This window comes from Streptomyces sp. NPDC059900 (genome assembly GCF_050270335.1).
Lineage (GTDB): Bacteria > Actinomycetota > Actinomycetes > Streptomycetales > Streptomycetaceae > Streptomyces.
Genome location: NZ_JBNNJZ010000169.1, coordinates 1 through 15,013, shown reverse-complemented (window position 1 = coordinate 15,013; position 15,013 = coordinate 1). Strand labels below are relative to the sequence as shown.

Here is a 15,013-nt window from a genome sequence, read left to right as displayed (position 1 = left end):
ACGGGTGTGGACAGCTCCATCAGCTGCTCGGCCTGTGCGGAGATGAGCTCCTCACGGGTGCGTGTGTACGTCTCGATCGTGAACAGGCCGAGCCCGTCCAGGACGCGGCTGAGGCGTCCGAAGGCGCGGATCTCGTCGGCGGACCCGTCCTGGAGCACGGGTTCCAGGACCTGTTTCAGCGCGAAGACGCTGACCGCCGTCTCCGTGGGCGAGAAACCCTGCCGGGCCCGGTTCCTCGACAGCTCCGTCAAGAGGGCCCGCACCTCCGACATCTGCTCCCCGTGCACATCGGCCGCGCCCTGCGTCAGCGCCTGCACGAGCGCTTCGTGCAACTCGCCCAGCTCCCGGCCCAGTTCGGCAGCACTCACGCGGCCCTTGAGCGTGCCGAGGACCTGCTGCACCCATTCCCCGGCCACGTCACGGTCCTTGACCGACAGCAACCCCACCAACTCGCCCGCACTGCCCTGTTCAGCCACGTGACTACTCCCCATTTTTAGTCATATCCGACCTAGCGCCGCAGCGTACGGCACGGTGATGCGGCGAGTGGCCCGATCCGGCGAAGCTCACCGATCCGGGTTCCGCTGTGTCTGTCGTCTGTTACGGCGTGATGTATTGACACGGCCCGGGGGGTGGGCCAGCATCGCTTCCACGTTAATTAACTATCTAGTGCGTTAACTACAGCACGTGCCGGGTGCGCACCGCTCGCCACCCGTACCGGCGCCCCCTCCGCGGCGCCGGCCCCCGTCCCCCGCGACCCGCCGCGACCCCACACCGCCGGGCCGCTCTCCACCGAGGAGTTCACGTGTCCGCTCACCCGCAGGACGACCGGGCCCCGGCCGCGCCGCCACAGGGCAGGCCGCGCAAGGCCGCCTTCGCCGCCTGGATCGGCAGCGCCCTCGAGTACTACGACTTCTTCATCTACGGCAGCGCCGCCGCCCTGGTCTTCCCCAAGGTCTTCTTCGACCCGGACGACCCGGCCACCGCCACCCTGATCTCGCTGGCGACCTTCGGCGTCGCCTACGCCGCCCGCCCCCTGGGCGCCCTCGTCCTCGGCCACTTCGGCGACCGGCTCGGCCGCCGCAAGATCATGGTCTGGACGCTGATCCTGATGGGGCTCTCCACCTTCCTCATCGGCTGCCTGCCCACGTACGCGCAGGTCGGCACCGTCGCTCCGGTGCTGCTCGTGCTGATGCGGGTGTTCCAGGGCCTGTCCGCGGCCGGCGAGCAGGCCAGCGCCAACGCGATGACCCTCGAGCACGCGCCCGAACACCGGCGCGGCTACTACACGAGCTTCACCCTCAACGGCACCCAGGCCGGACAGCTCCTGGCGACCCTGGTGTTCCTGCCGGTCGCCGCTCTGCCGGACGAGCAGCTGTACACCTGGGGCTGGCGCATCCCGTTCCTGCTGAGCGCTGTCGTCGCCGTCGCCGGCTACGTCATCCGCCGCACCCTGGAGGAGACCCCCGTCTTCCAGCAGGTGTCGGCCGACGAGCAGGTGGCCAAGATGCCGCTGGCCGAGCTGCTCAGGGACCACTGGACCGACGTCCTGCGGGTGGTCGCTGCGGCACTGATCGCGACGGTCAGCACGATCTTCTCCGTCTGGGCCCTCGCGTACGCCACGAGTGACGCGGTCGGCCTCGACAAGACGGGCATGCTCTGGGTCGCGGGCAGCGCCAACGCGGTGGCCCTGCTCGCCATCCCGCTGTGGGCCAGGCTCTCGGACCGGATCGGCCGCAAGCCCGTCTTCCTCGTCGGCGCGCTCGGCAGCGGAGTGATGATCTTCGTCTATCTGTGGGCGATCTCGACCGGCAGCTACCCGCTGGTCTTCGTCACCGGACTGCTCCTCTTCGGCGTCGTCTACAGCGCGGCCAACGGCATCTGGCCCTCCTTCTACGGCGAGATGTTCCCGGCCAGGGTCCGGCTCTCGGGCATGGCCGTCGGCACCCAGATCGGATTCGCCGTCGCCGGCTTCGCGGTGACCTTCGCGGCGCAGATCGCGGGCCCGGACGGCGACAACTGGCTCGGCGTCGCCATCTTCACCGCCGTGTTCTGCGCGATCTGCGCGATCGCCGTGGCCACCGGGCGCGAGACGCACCGCGTGCCCACGGCCGGACTCGGGATGCGCGGCGCCGGGACGAAAACGCCGGCGAAGACGCCGGAGGCGGCAGCCCTCTGAAGCCTCCGAAGCCTCTGAAGCCCCCAGAACCCTCGCGCACAGCGCGACATCGCGACCCACAGCGCCAAGCCGACCCACAGGAACCCTTGATGACCTCGTACCTCACCGGCCTGATCGGCTCCGGTATCGGCCCCTCCCTGAGCCCCGCCCTGCACGAACGGGAGGCGGACCGGCACGGCGTGCGCCTGGTCTACCGCACCCTCGACATCGACGCCTTGGGCGTGGCCCCCGAGGCCGTCGGCGAACTGCTGCACGCCGCCCGCCGGTTCGGCTTCGACGGGCTTAACATCACCCACCCCTGCAAGCAGCTGGTCATCGAGCACCTGGACGAGCTCGCCCCCGAGGCGGCCCGGCTCGGCGCCGTGAACACCGTCGTCTTCCGGGGCGGCCGCGCCATCGGGCACAACACCGACGCCACCGGCTTCGCCCAGTCCTTCGCCCGCGGCCTGGCCGATGCGCCGACCGGTGACGTCGTACAGCTCGGCGCGGGCGGGGCGGGCGCCGCCGTGGCGCACGCACTGCTCAACCTCGGCGTCGACCGGGTCACCCTGGTCGACACCGACCAGGGCCGCTCCGCCGCCCTCGCCGCGGCGCTCACCGCGCGCTTCGGGGCAGGGCGTGCGGTGTCCGCGCCGAGCGGTGCGATGGCCCGGTGCCTAGCCGCCGCGGACGGCCTGGTGCACGCCACACCGACCGGCATGGCCGCCCACCCCGGCCTGCCGCTGCCGGTCGCGCTGCTCAGGCCGGATCTCTGGGTGGCCGAAGTCGTCTACCGGCCTTTGGAGACCGAGCTGTTGCGCGAGGCGCGCGCCATCGGCTGCCGCACCCTCGACGGCGGCGGCATGGCCGTCTTCCAGGCGGCCGACGCCTTCCGGCTCTTCACCGGACTCGAACCGCACACCGGACCGATGCTCGCCGACTTCGGCGATCTGGCCGCCTTCCCGGCCTGACGGCACCCGGCCCGACCGTTACGGCCGGACGGCTTGTGGCCCGACAGCCCCGGGCCGGACGGCCTTTGGCCCGACAGCCCGGGCCGGACAGCTCCCGGCCGGACAGCTACCGGCCCGACAGAAGGACACCATGCGCACATCGATCGCCACCGTCTCGCTCAGCGGCCCGCTCTCCGAGAAACTCACCGCCGTCGCCACCGCCGGTTTCGACGGCGTGGAGATCTTCGAGAACGACCTCCTCGGCGGTCCGCTCAGCCCCGAGGAGGTGCGGTTGCGCTGCGCCGATCTGGGCCTGGGCATCGACCTCTACCAGCCGTTCCGCGACTTCGAAGCCGTCCCCGCCGACGTCCTCGCCCGCAACCTGCGGCGCGCGGAACGCAAGTTCGCCGTGATGGAGCGCCTGGGAGCCGACCTGCTCCTCGTCTGCTCCAGCGTCGCCGCCGACGCGGTGGACGATGACGCGCTCGCCGCCGAACAGCTGCGCCTGCTCGCCGACCGGGCGGCGGACCACGGCATCCGTATCGCCTACGAGGCGCTGGCCTGGGGCCGGCACGTCAGCACGTACGACCACGCGTGGCGGATCGTCGAGCAGGCGGACCACCCGGCCCTGGGCACCTGCCTCGACAGCTTCCACATCCTCTCCCGCGGGTCCGACCCCCGGGGCATCGCGGACATCCCCGGCGAGAAGATCTTCTTCCTGCAACTGGCGGACGCGCCGCTGATGGCGATGGACGTCCTGCAGTGGAGCAGGCACTACCGCTGCTTCCCCGGCCAGGGCGGATTCGACCTCGCACCCCTGGTCGCCGCCACGGTGAAGGCCGGATACCAAGGGCCCCTGTCGCTCGAAGTGTTCAACGACGTCTTCCGGCAGGCGGGGGCCGCCTCCACCGCCGTCGACGCGCTGCGCTCGCTGCTCCTGCTCGAAGAGTCGGCCGGTCTGTCCGCGCTGCCCGCCGCGCCCGTGCCCTCCGGCTTCGCGTTCGCCGAGCTGACCGCCGCCGACACCGAACCGCTGCGCGCGGTGCTCGGCGCCCTGGGCTTCGCCCAGACCGCACGGCACACCTGGAAGCCGGTCGAGCTGTGGGAGCAGGGGGAGGCCCGGATCCTGCTCAACACCGGTGTCAGCGGACGCCGTCAGGATTCCGCGCTCACCGCGATCGGCGTGGAGACCTCCCGCCCACAGGGAGCCGCGCGGCGCGCCGAGGCGGTACTCGCACCCGTGGTGCCGCGTCGCCGGGGCCCCGGCGACGCCCCGCTGGACGCCGTGGCTGCACCCGACGGCACCGAGGTCTTCTTCTGCCGCACCGGACAGTCCGACCACCCCAGCTGGACCGGCGACTTCACGGCCGTACCACCGCGTGCCCTGCCGGAAGGGCCCGAGGGGCCTGAGGGGCTGAAGGGGCCGGAGGAGCCGGACGAACCGGCCGGGACCGTACGCCGCATCGACCACATCGCGCTCACCCAGCCCTGGCACCAGTTCGACGAGGCGTCGCTGTTCCACCGGGGCGTCCTCGGCCTGGAGGCGGACGACAGCCTCGACCTGGCCGACCCCTACGGACTCGTGCGCAGCCGGGCCGTCGCGTCGCCCGACGGCGGTGTGCGCATCGTCCTCAACGTCGCGCCCGCGCCGGACGCCGACGGCGCCCGCCTCCAGCACATCGCGCTCGCGACGGACGACATCGTCGGCGCCGCCCGGCGCCTGCGCGAACAGGGCGCGGACCTGCTGCCGATCTCGGCCAACTACTACGACGACCTCGATGCCCGCCACGCGCTGGATCCGCAGCGTCTTGCCGTCCTTGCGGACCTCGGGATCCTCTACGACCGGGACGCGAACGGTGAGTTCCTCCACTGCTACACCGCCACGGTCGGGCGGGTCTTCTTCGAGCTGGTGCAGCGGACCGGCGGCTATCGGGGATACGGGGCGTCGAATGCGGCCGTACGGCTCGCCGCCCAGCATCTTCACCAGCCATAGCCGGCATTAGACTGGCCGGCCGGAGAGTCCGCCCCGAGGAGCTGCATGGCCGCCGCCGTACCCCAGCCGTCCCCGCCCGCCAAGCGAACCAGGGACGCGGCCCGTACGCAGGGGGAGATCCTCGACGTGGCCACCGAGGAGTTCGCCCGTATGGGGTACGCGGGGGCCAGGGTGGACGAGATCGCCGCCCGCATGCGCACCACGAAGCGGATGATCTACTACTACTTCGGCAGCAAGGACCAGCTGTTCACCGCGGTCCTCGAGCGGGCGTACAAGGTCATCCGGGACGAGGAGCAGCAGCTCGACGTCGGACATCTGGACCCGGTGTCCGCCATCCGCCGCCTGGCCGGGCTGACCTTCGACCACCACGAGGCGCACCCGGACTTCATCCGTCTCGTCAGCATCGAGAACATCCACGAGGCGCAGCACATCGCCGCCTCGGAGAGCCTCGGTTCGCTCAGCTCCCCGGCGATCGACGTCATCGCCTCCATCCTCGAAGCCGGCCGTGAGCAAGGTGTGTTCACGGCCGACGTGGACGCCGTCGACCTGCACGCGATGATCAGCTCGTTCTGCTTCTTCCGGGTCTCCAACCGGCAGACGTTCCGTGCGCTGTTCGGCCGTGACCTGACCGAGGCGTCCCGGCGCGAGCACTACCGGACGATGCTGGGAGACATGGTCATCTCCTACTTGACGTCGCCCGCCTGATCGCGCGTCGGCACCACCAGCACCTCGGTGCCGCCCGCGCGCACCGCACGTACCTGCTCGGGCGCGAGGCCGTCGTCCACGACCAGCACATCGAAGTCGGTCAGCGGCGCCAGCGAATACAGCCCGTCCTTGCAGAACTTGGTGTGGTCCGCGACAAGCACCCGGCGCGCGGCACACTCCATCATCGCCCGCTTGACCTGCACCGTTTCCGGTGAAGTGTGGTAGCAGCGGCCGTTGGTGACGGCCGTCGTCGACATGAAGAGCACATCGGCCCTGAAGGCACGGACCGCGTCCGCGGTGTGCAGGCCCATGAACGCGTCGTACGCCGGGAAGTACGCGCCGCCCAGCGTGATCAGCGAGATGCCGGGTTCCTTCGCGAGCGTGGTGACGGCCGGCAGCGAGTTGGTGATGACCGTCAGCGGGGTGTGCTCGGCGGCCTGGTGCGCGAGCAGCAGACAGGTCGTGCTGTCGTCGAGCAGCACCGTCTGCCCGGGCACCAGGAGCGTCGCGGCGGCCCGCGCGAGGAGCTGCTTGGTCTGCGCCATGGTGGCCATGCGCTCCGCGAAGCCGCCGTGGAACTGCGCGGAGGGAAGGCCGGTCGCGCCCCCTCGCACCTTCCGCAGCCACCCCTGGGCCTGCAAGGCGTCCAGGTCGCGGTGTGCGGTCATCAGGCTGACGCCGAACTCCCCGGCGAGGTCCGCGGTGCGCACGAAGCCGCGCCCGACGACGGCCTCACGCATCTGGCGCCGCCGCTCCTCCTGGGCCTCGACCCGGTCCATCGCAGCGCTCCCTCCGGTGTCCGTGCCCCGTGCCGTACGCGGCACGTGTGTGAACTCGCCGCGTTATGTTCGCACGGATTTAACGCGACCGCGCGGAAGAGGGCGGCGTCCGCGAGCGGCTCCGGTGCGACACAACACGGCAGGTCGCCGCCCTGGTGGGAAGATTCCGGCCGCCATTGACTCGCCTTTCCGGCCACCTGTTCCATCGGCTCGTCCGTCCCTCCTGCCCCCGCCGCAGAAAGGGGAGCGTCGATGCCGACACCCCCGCCCTCTCCGCCGCGTTCACTGATCACACGCCTGGGCATCCCGCCGACCCTCGCCTGGGGCTACCTCGGTCTGCTCCTCTTCATGATCGGAGACGGGGTCGAGTCCGGTTACCTCTCGCCGTACCTGATCGACGAGGGCATCTCGCAGCCGCGGGTCGCGCTGCTGTTCACCGTCTACGGCGCCGCCGCGGCCATCGCCGCCTGGCTCTCCGGGGTGCTGTCCGACCTGTGGGGCCCGCGCCGCGTCATGTGGACCGGCCTGGGCATCTGGGGCGTCTTCCAGCTCCTCTTCCTCGTCCTCGCGATCCCCATGACCAGCTATCCGCTGATGATGCTCGGCTACGGCCTGCGGGGCCTGGGCTATCCGCTGTTCGCCTACGGGTTTTTGGTGTGGATCGCCTCGGTCGCGCCGCGCGCCCGGCTCGGCACGGCCATGGGCTGGTTCTGGTTCGCCTTCACCGGCGGCCTGCCCACCCTCGGCTCACTGGTCGCCAGCGGGCTCATCCCGCAGATCGGCGCGTACGCCACGCTGTGGTCCGCGCTGGCCCTGGTGGCCGCGGGCGGGCTCATCACCCTGCTGCTGGTCCGTGACGAGCGGGGCGGCAGGCAGCCGCGCGGCGCGGGGGACGGGCCGCTGGCCACGCTGCTCGGCAGCGTCACCGTCCTGTGGCGCAATCCCCGGGTCGGCGCCGGATCGCTCGCGCGGGTCATCAACACGGCCTCGCAGTTCGGCTTCTTCGTGATCATGCCGATCCACTTCACGAACACGGTCGGCTTCAGCCTGACCGAGTGGCTGCACCTGCTGAGCGCGATGTTCGCGACCAACATCTTCGCCAACCTGCTGTTCGGCGTGGTGGGCGACCGGTTCGGCTGGCGCAGGACCATCGCCTGGTGCGGCGGAGCGGGCTGCACCGTCAGCACCCTGCTGCTCTTCTACGTCCCGGACGCGGCGGGCGACAACTTCCCGCTCGCCCTGGCGGCCGCCGCCTTCTACGGCGCTACGCTGGCCGGTTATGTACCGCTTTCGGCCTTGGTGCCCTCGCTGGAACCGCGGCACAAGGGGCAGGCGCTCGCCGCGCTCAACCTGGGCGCGGGAGCCAGCACCTTCGTCGGCCCCGCGATCGTCGCCGCCTTCGTCGGACCGCTCGGCGTCACAGGGGTGGTGTGGATTTTCGCGGGGATGCATGCGGTGAGCACCGTGCTCGCGCTCTTCCTGAAGCTGCCGGACGACGCGGACACGGCGGGCATGGCGGAGTCGGCGGGCACGGCAGACACGGCGGAGACGGCCGGTGTCCCGCCGGGCGCCGCGCCCGCCTCCGTATCGGCCCCGGCCTGACCACGGCGTGCTCCCGACAGGCCCCGAAGTGCCCTGACGTGCCCCGACGTGAAAGGACTTGACCGATGTCCGTACTGACCATCGACGTCGGCACCACAATGATCAAGTCGGTCGTCTTCGACGACCAGGGCAGGGAGATCGCGGTCTCCCGGCTCGCCACCGAGGTCCTGCGGCCCCACCCGGGCTGGGCGGAGCAGGACATGGACGCCGTCTGGAACGCCGTCGTGCACACCGTCCGCAGCGCCCTGTCCGGCCTCGACGACCCGGTCTGGCTGGTGTCCTTCACCGCGCAGGGCGACGGCGCCTGGCTCGTCGACGCGGACGGCCACCCCACGGGACCCGCGATCCTGTGGTCCGACGGCCGCGCGGGGGACCTGCTCGCCGACTGGCAGCGCGAGGGCGTCCTCGAAGCGGCCTTCCGCCGCAACGGCTCGCTGACCTGCGCCGGCATGCCCAATGCCCTCTTCAGCTGGCTCGCCGCCCACGACCCGGACCGCCTGGCGCGCTCCCACACCTCGCTCACCGCCGCGGGCTGGCTCTTCCTGCGCCTCACCGGCGTCCGCGCCTGCGACGAATCGGACGCGTCGGCGCCCTTCCTCGACCACGCCACCGGGGACTACGACCCGCAGATCCTCGACCTGTTCGGGCTGAGCGCCTACCGCAGGCTGCTGCCCACCGTCCTCGGCGAGTCGGAGCGCATCGCCGAGATCACCGCCGAGGCCGCGGGCCAACTGGGCCTGCCCGCCGGGCTGCCGGTGGTGATGTCGCCGTACGACATCGCCGCCACCGCCCGCGGTGTCGGCGTGGTCAACCCCGGCCAGGCGTGCAGCATCCTCGGCACCACCCTGTGTACGGAGATCGTCCGCACGGACGTGGACACCAGCGGCGAACCCTCCGGCATCAACATCGCCTACCGCGGCCGCGAACGGGTCCTGCGCGCCTTCCCCACCCTCAACGGCGCCGAAGTGCTCGGCTGGTCGGCGCAGATGCTGGGTCTGGCCGGGCCGCCGGACCTCGCGCGCCTCGCCTTCGAGTCGGAGCCCGGAGCCCGCGGTCTGCTGTTCCTGCCCTACCTCTCCCCGGCGGGCGAACGCGCGCCGTTCCTCGACCCGCACGCCCGCGGCTCCTTCTGGGGCATGTCCCTGGAACACTCGCGCGCCGACCTGGCCCGCGCCGTCTTCGACGGACTCTCGCTGGTCCTGCGCGACTCGCTGGCCGCCGCCCGTACGGAGATCAGCGAGCTGCGGCTGTGCGGCGGGGGCGCCAACAGCGACGCGTGGTGCGCGCTGATCGCCGATGCGACGGGCGTGCCGACCGCCCGCTCTGGTGACACCGAACTGGGCGCCAAGGGCGCCTTCCTCACCGGCCTCGTCCGCTCCGGCGCCGAGAGCAGCATGCACACGGCCGCCGCCAAGTACGTCCGCATGCAGAGCAGTTGGGAACCCGACCCGGAACGCGCGCAGTTCTACGCCGCCCTGTACGAGGACTTCACCGACCGGCGGACCATCGCGCGCGAATCCGGCTGGCGCGGCGGCGCGCTCTGGCGGGGCAGCGGCACCGCGGGGCCGCAAGCACCCCCGTACGACGGCGACAGTATCCGCACCACCCCGGGAGGCACCCATGTCTGAGACCCGTTCCGCCGACCGACCGCCCGACCGGCTCGACGGCATCTGGCTGGGCCTCGACCTCGGCACCCAGAGCGCACGCTGTGTCGCCGTCGACGGCACCGGACGGCTGCTTGCCGCCGCCTCCCGGCCGCTGACCAGTCACCGTGACGGCCTACGGCACGAACAGGACCCCGAGCAGTGGTGGAGCGCCCTTGCCGCCGCCTGCCGCGAGGCCCTGGCCGGGCTCGACGCCCGGCGCGTCCGCGGGCTGGCCGTCGACGGCACCTCCGGGACGATCCTGCTCGCCGACGCGACGGGCCGTCCGCTCACCCCCGGCCTGATGTACGACGACGGGCGCGCCGCCGACCAGGCGGTGACCGTCAACGAAGCGGGCGGGGAGGTCTGGCGGGAGCTCGGCTACCGCAGCATGCAGCCGTCCTGGGCGCTGCCCAAGCTGCACTGGCTCCTGGACCACGAGCCCGCCGCGTCCGCCGCGGGCGTCCGGCTGCTGCACCAGGTCGACCTGATCACCTGGCGGCTCGCCGGACACCAGGTGGCCGCCGACGCCAGCCACGCCCTCAAGACCGGCTACCACCTCGTCGAGGAGCGCTGGCCGCGCCAGGTCATGGCCGAACTGGGCGTCCCCGAAGGCATGCTGCCCCACGTCGTGCGCCCCGGCGGTGTGCTCGGCACCGTGTGCGCCGCCGCCGCGGAAGCCACCGGCATCCCCGAGGGCACCACCCTCGTCGCCGGCATGACCGACGGCTGCGCCGCCCAGATCGGCGCCGGAGCCCTGGAACCGGGCGCCTGGAACTCGGTGCTCGGCACCACCCTCGTCCTCAAGGGCACCAGCACACACCTGGTCCGCGACCCGGAGGGCGTCGTGTACTGTCACCGCGGCCCCGGCGACACCTGGCTGCCGGGCGGTGCGTCGAGCAGCGGCGCCGGCGTCATCTCCCGGCACTTCCACGGCGAGGACGGCGACGGCCTTGCCGCGCTCACCAAGGAGGCCGCGGCCCTCGACCCGGACGCGGTCGCCTACCCCCTGGTCTCCGCCGGCGGCGAACGCTTCCCCTTCCGCGCCCCGGAAGCCGAGCCCTTCCTCCTCGGCGAAGTCCCCTCCCGCGCCGCCGAGTTCCACGCGTATCTCCTCGGCGTCGCCTGCCTGGAACGCCTCTGCCTCGACTACCTCGACCACCTCGGCGCCCCCGTCGACGGCCCGCTGACCCTCACCGGCGGCGGCGCCCGCAACCGCTACTGGTGCCGGCTGCGCGCCGAGGTCCTCGGGCGTCCCGTACGCCTGCCGGAACAGGCCGAGGGCGCCGTCGGCATGGCGGTCCTCGCCGCCACCTCCGGTGGAGCGAGCCTTCAGGAAGCAGCCGCCGCCATGGTCGGAGCAGGCGAGGAGATCCGCCCGTCACCGGCCCGCACCGCCCGCTACCTGCCCGTCTACCTCCGCTTCACCGACGAACTCACCCGCCGCGGCTGGCTCAGCCGGGCCGTGGCCGATCACGCCCGCAGGAGGGCAGCCCAGTGACCGACTTCATCCTCGTACGCCACGGCGAAACCGTCTGGCACGCGGAGAACCGCTACGCGGGACGCACCGACGTGCCCCTCACCGACCTCGGCCGCGGGCAGGCCGCCGCGCTCGCCGAGTGGGCCGCCACCGCGGGGCTCAGCGCGGTCTGGAGCTCCCCGCTCTCCCGGGCCCGGCTCACCGCCGAACCCGCCGCCGCGGCCTGCGGGCTGCCCGCACGCGTCGACGAGCGCCTGAGCGAACTCGACTTCGGCCGGGGCGACGGACTGACCAGGGACGAGATGCGCGAGCAATTTCCGGAGCAGCTCGCGGCCTTCCTCGACGACCCGGTCGCCAACCACCTGCCCGGCGGCGAGGACCCGCGCAAGGCCGCCGCACGCGCCGCGGACTGCCTGGCCGGCATCGCCCGGCAGGAGCCGCACGGCAGGGTCCTCCTGGTCGCCCACTCCACCCTCGTACGCGTCCTGCTCTGCCACCTCCTCGGCATCCCCCTCGGCGACTACCGCCGGGTCTTCCCGCAGCTGTTCAACGGCGCCCTCACCGAGATCCGGGTCGAGGACGGGCACACCGCACTGCTGCGGCTCAACGCCCCCGCGACCACCCACAGCTCCGCCCGCCACTGACCGGCCACCCGCACCGCCCCTCAGGAGACACTCACCCATGAGCACCACCGTCCTCGCCGCCGGCAACCACTTCATCCGCCCCGGCCTGTTCGCCGAGGCCGTGCGCGCCGCCGCCGGGGAACTGCCGCTGGACGTCCGCGAGCTCCGCTTCCCCTGGCCGCACACCCCCTTCGGCCCCGTCGCCGAGGTCATCGAGGCATCCGGCAGCGAGGAGGAGATGATCGAAGCACTCCAGGGCGTCCGGATCTGCGTCACCGAACACGGCCCGCTCACCGAGCGCATCCTCGCCGCATGCCCCGACCTGAAGCTGTTCTGCACCAGCCGCGGCGGCCCGGTCAACGCCAACCTCGAAGCGGCCACGCGGCACGGCGTCGCCGTCTGCTACGCCCCCGGCCGCAACGCCACCGCCACCGCCGAACACACCCTCACCCTGCTGCTCGCCGCCGCCCGCGGTGTCGGCGACACCCACACCGACCTGCGCAAGGGCACCTGGCGCGGCGACTACTACGACTACGACAACTGCGGCATCGAGATCGACGGCGCGACCGTCGGCCTGATCGGCTACGGCGCCATCGGCAGCCGGGTCGCCAAGGTCCTGTGCGCCCTGGGCGCCGAAGTCCTCGTGCACGACCCCTACGTACGGCCCGACGCGCTGGCCGACGTCGCGCGGCAGGTCTCCCTCGACGAACTGCTGCGCCGCTCGCGCATCGTCTCCCTGCACGCCCGCGTCACCGACGAGACCAAGGGCATGATCGGCCGCGAGCAGATCGCCGCGATGCCCCGCGGTGCGATCCTGGTCAACTGCGCCCGCGGGGCACTGCTCGACTACGACGCCGCCTGCGACGCACTGGAATCGGGGCACCTGGCGGGCGCGGGCTTCGACGTCTTCCCCCAGGAGCCGCTGCCCGCGCACTCCCGGCTCCTCTCCGCCCCCGGCGTCGTCCTCACCCCGCACATCGCCGGCGGCAGCCAGCAGGTCGCGCACAAGGCGGCGGGCATCGCGGCGGCGGAGGTGGGCCGCTTCCTGCGCGGCGAACCGCTCGCGCACTGCGCCAACCCCGAGGTGCTCGGAGCGGGTTGAGGCGGGTTGAGACGGGCCCGCGCGGCGTAGCCTGCGATCAGGAGGTGGTTGTATGCGCGAGGCATCCTCATCGGGGCACCCGGCGCCGGGAGATCCGGGCCTGTTCGGCCCCTCGTCCGTGACCTGGCAGATGCACGGCGACCCGATGATGTGGGTCGCCGGGATACGCGCCCTGTATCTGCAGGCCCTGCACCCCCGCGCGGTCCGCGGCGTCATGCAGAACTCCGACTTCCGCAAGGACGCCTGGGGGCGCCTCATGCGCACCGCGAGCTTCGTGGGCACCACCACGTACGGCACCACCGAGGTCGCCGAGCAAGCGGGCGCGCGGGTGCGGAAGATCCACACGATGCTGACGGCCACCGACCCCGACACGGGGGAGCGGTACGGCGTGGACGAGCCCGAGCTGCTGCTCTGGGTGCACTGCGCCGAGATCGACTCCTATCTGCACGTCGCCCGCCGGTCCGGCTTCCGCCTGACCGGCGAGCTCGCCGACGCCTACGTCGACGAACACCGCCAGAGCGCCCGGCTCGTCGGCCTCGACCCCGACGGCGTACCGGCGTCGACGGCGGAACTCGCCGCGTACTTCGAGCGGGTGCGGCCCGAACTGGCCGCGGGGCCCGAGGCACGCGACGTCGACGACTTCCTGCGCCGCCCGCCGACCCACCCGCTGCTGGTTCCGGCGCGCGCCCTGCTGTGGCGGCGCGTGGCGAATCTGGCGTACGCCTCGCTGCCGCCCTACGCCCACGCGCTGTACGGCAGGACGGCCCCGCCGCCCGCCACCGTGACCCGGCGGCTCGTCACCACCGGCACCATCCTGCGCACCGTCCCCGCGCGTATACGCTGGCAACTTCCCCCGAAGCACATTCTGCGCGCCATGGCCAGGCTCGGGCCCGGCGCCCGGCCTGCCCCGTACAAACTCGACAGGCGGGCAGCCATACTGGACGGGCCGGGGAGGGCGAAGCGAGGCAACGGGGGCGACGGCGGGAGATGGCGGACACCAGGCTGATCCAGGGCCGGTACCGGCTGCTGGACCTGATCGGGCGCGGCGGCATGGGCGAAGTGTGGCGTGCGCGCGACGAATCCCTCGGACGCAGGGTCGCCGTGAAGTGCCTCAAGCCGCTGGGACCCCAGACCGACCAGTCCTTCACCCGCGTGCTGCGCGAGAGGTTCCGGCGCGAGGCACGCGTCGCGGCGGCCCTGCAGCACCGCGGCGTCACCGTGGTCCATGACTTCGGGGAACACGACGGCGTCCTGTACCTGGTCATGGAGCTGCTCGAAGGCCGCAACCTCAGCCAGCTCCTGGAGGACAACCGGCAGCATCCGCTGCCCGTCGCGGACGTCGTGGAGATCGCCGACCAGGTCGCGGCGGCGCTCGCGTACACCCATGAACAGGGCATCGTGCACCGGGACCTGAAGCCCGCGAACATCATGCGGCTCACCGACGGCACGGTGAAGATCTGCGACTTCGGCATCGCCAGGCTCGGCGCCGACATCGGCTTCACCTCGCGCCTGACCGGCACGGGCATCGCGATGGGCACCCCGCACTACATGTCGCCCGAGCAGATCAGCGGCGCCCAGGTCGACCAGCGCAGCGACCTGTACTCCTTCGGCTGCGTGCTCTACGAGATCGCCACCGGCGCGCCGCCGTTCGACCTGGAGGACGCCTGGGCGGTGCTCGTCGGCCACCGGGACACGGTTCCTGAGCCGCCCCGCAGGCACCGCGGCGAGCTGCCCGAGTACTTCGAGAGGATCGTCCTCGACCTGCTCGCCAAGGAGCCGGACGAGCGGCCGGGCGACGCCCGCGAACTGGGGCGGCGCATCGTCTCGGGCCGCAGCGTCGTCCCCGTGGTCCCCTCGTACGTCCCCACCGTCGTCACCCCGCCCGTGCGCCGCCCCGAACAGCCGCCCTCCCGCGAGCCCCGGCTGCCCTCGTGGACCCGCGGCATGACCACGGGACACAAGGCGAACGGCATCTCCGAAC

At 72.3% G+C, this 15,013-nt stretch carries 13 protein-coding genes; 11 read left to right on the top strand and 2 right to left on the bottom strand.

Annotated features, from left to right (window positions below; translation table 11 throughout):
- The coding region (locus ACQKIP_RS22165) for an RsbRD N-terminal domain-containing protein (RefSeq protein ID WP_427743858.1) at positions 1-476 on the bottom strand (476 nt) is incomplete at its 3' end.
- 326 nt (positions 477-802) lie between these two features.
- On the opposite strand from ACQKIP_RS22165, the gene ACQKIP_RS22160 reads away from it, so the two are divergent.
- The 4 genes from ACQKIP_RS22160 to ACQKIP_RS22145 all read left to right on the top strand — a co-directional run bounded on the left by ACQKIP_RS22160 (position 803) and on the right by ACQKIP_RS22145 (position 5,803).
- A complete protein-coding gene (locus tag ACQKIP_RS22160; protein WP_365859654.1) occupies positions 803-2,176 on the top strand; it encodes an MFS transporter in 1,374 nt (457 codons plus the stop codon).
- Between the two features lie 89 nt (positions 2,177-2,265).
- Positions 2,266-3,126 (top strand): shikimate dehydrogenase, encoded by an 861-nt coding sequence (locus tag ACQKIP_RS22155; RefSeq protein WP_365859653.1) that lies wholly within the window; start codon positions 2,266-2,268, stop codon positions 3,124-3,126.
- A gap of 130 nt (positions 3,127-3,256) precedes the next feature.
- Positions 3,257-5,098 carry a bifunctional sugar phosphate isomerase/epimerase/4-hydroxyphenylpyruvate dioxygenase family protein gene (locus tag ACQKIP_RS22150; protein WP_365859651.1) on the top strand — a complete coding sequence of 614 codons (1,842 nt, stop codon included), beginning with the start codon at positions 3,257-3,259 and terminating at the stop codon, positions 5,096-5,098.
- A 45-nt stretch (positions 5,099-5,143) separates the two neighbouring features.
- Entirely contained in the window at positions 5,144-5,803 is a 660-nt protein-coding gene (locus tag ACQKIP_RS22145) for a TetR/AcrR family transcriptional regulator (RefSeq protein ID WP_365859649.1), read from the top strand.
- On the opposite strand, the gene ACQKIP_RS22140 is transcribed toward ACQKIP_RS22145, so the two are convergent.
- On the bottom strand, positions 5,782-6,582 hold the full coding sequence (locus ACQKIP_RS22140; protein WP_365859647.1) for a DeoR/GlpR family DNA-binding transcription regulator: 801 nt from the start codon (positions 6,580-6,582) through the stop codon (positions 5,782-5,784). The two genes, ACQKIP_RS22145 and ACQKIP_RS22140, sit on opposite strands and share 22 nt — an antisense overlap.
- Positions 6,583-6,834: 252 nt before the next feature.
- Here ACQKIP_RS22140 and ACQKIP_RS22135 point away from each other — a divergent pair, with 252 nt between their 5' ends.
- The 7 genes from ACQKIP_RS22135 to ACQKIP_RS22105 form a co-directional block, all read left to right on the top strand.
- The gene (locus tag ACQKIP_RS22135; RefSeq protein WP_365859645.1) at positions 6,835-8,184 is read left to right on the top strand and encodes an MFS transporter; all 1,350 of its coding nucleotides are present in this window, start codon (positions 6,835-6,837) and stop codon (positions 8,182-8,184) included.
- Positions 8,185-8,249: 65 nt separating this feature from the next.
- A complete protein-coding gene (locus ACQKIP_RS22130) occupies positions 8,250-9,812 on the top strand; it encodes an FGGY-family carbohydrate kinase (RefSeq protein ID WP_365859643.1) in 1,563 nt (520 codons plus the stop codon).
- Positions 9,805-11,328, top strand: coding sequence for an FGGY-family carbohydrate kinase (locus ACQKIP_RS22125; protein WP_365859641.1), 1,524 nt, complete (start codon positions 9,805-9,807; stop codon positions 11,326-11,328). The genes ACQKIP_RS22130 and ACQKIP_RS22125 overlap by 8 nt, the downstream gene beginning before the upstream one ends.
- The gene (locus ACQKIP_RS22120) at positions 11,325-11,951 is read left to right on the top strand and encodes a histidine phosphatase family protein (protein ID WP_365859639.1); all 627 of its coding nucleotides are present in this window, start codon (positions 11,325-11,327) and stop codon (positions 11,949-11,951) included. The genes ACQKIP_RS22125 and ACQKIP_RS22120 overlap by 4 nt, the downstream gene beginning before the upstream one ends.
- 37 nt (positions 11,952-11,988) lie before the next feature.
- Positions 11,989-13,032, top strand: coding sequence for a 2-hydroxyacid dehydrogenase (locus ACQKIP_RS22115; protein WP_365859637.1), 1,044 nt, complete (start codon positions 11,989-11,991; stop codon positions 13,030-13,032).
- A gap of 52 nt (positions 13,033-13,084) precedes the next feature.
- Complete coding sequence (locus ACQKIP_RS22110; protein ID WP_365859635.1) at positions 13,085-14,038, top strand: oxygenase MpaB family protein; 954 nt, start codon at positions 13,085-13,087, stop codon at positions 14,036-14,038.
- Positions 14,020-15,013, top strand: a 994-nt coding sequence (locus ACQKIP_RS22105) for a serine/threonine-protein kinase (RefSeq protein WP_427743853.1), incomplete at its 3' end; no start/stop codon positions are given. The genes ACQKIP_RS22110 and ACQKIP_RS22105, both read left to right, overlap by 19 nt.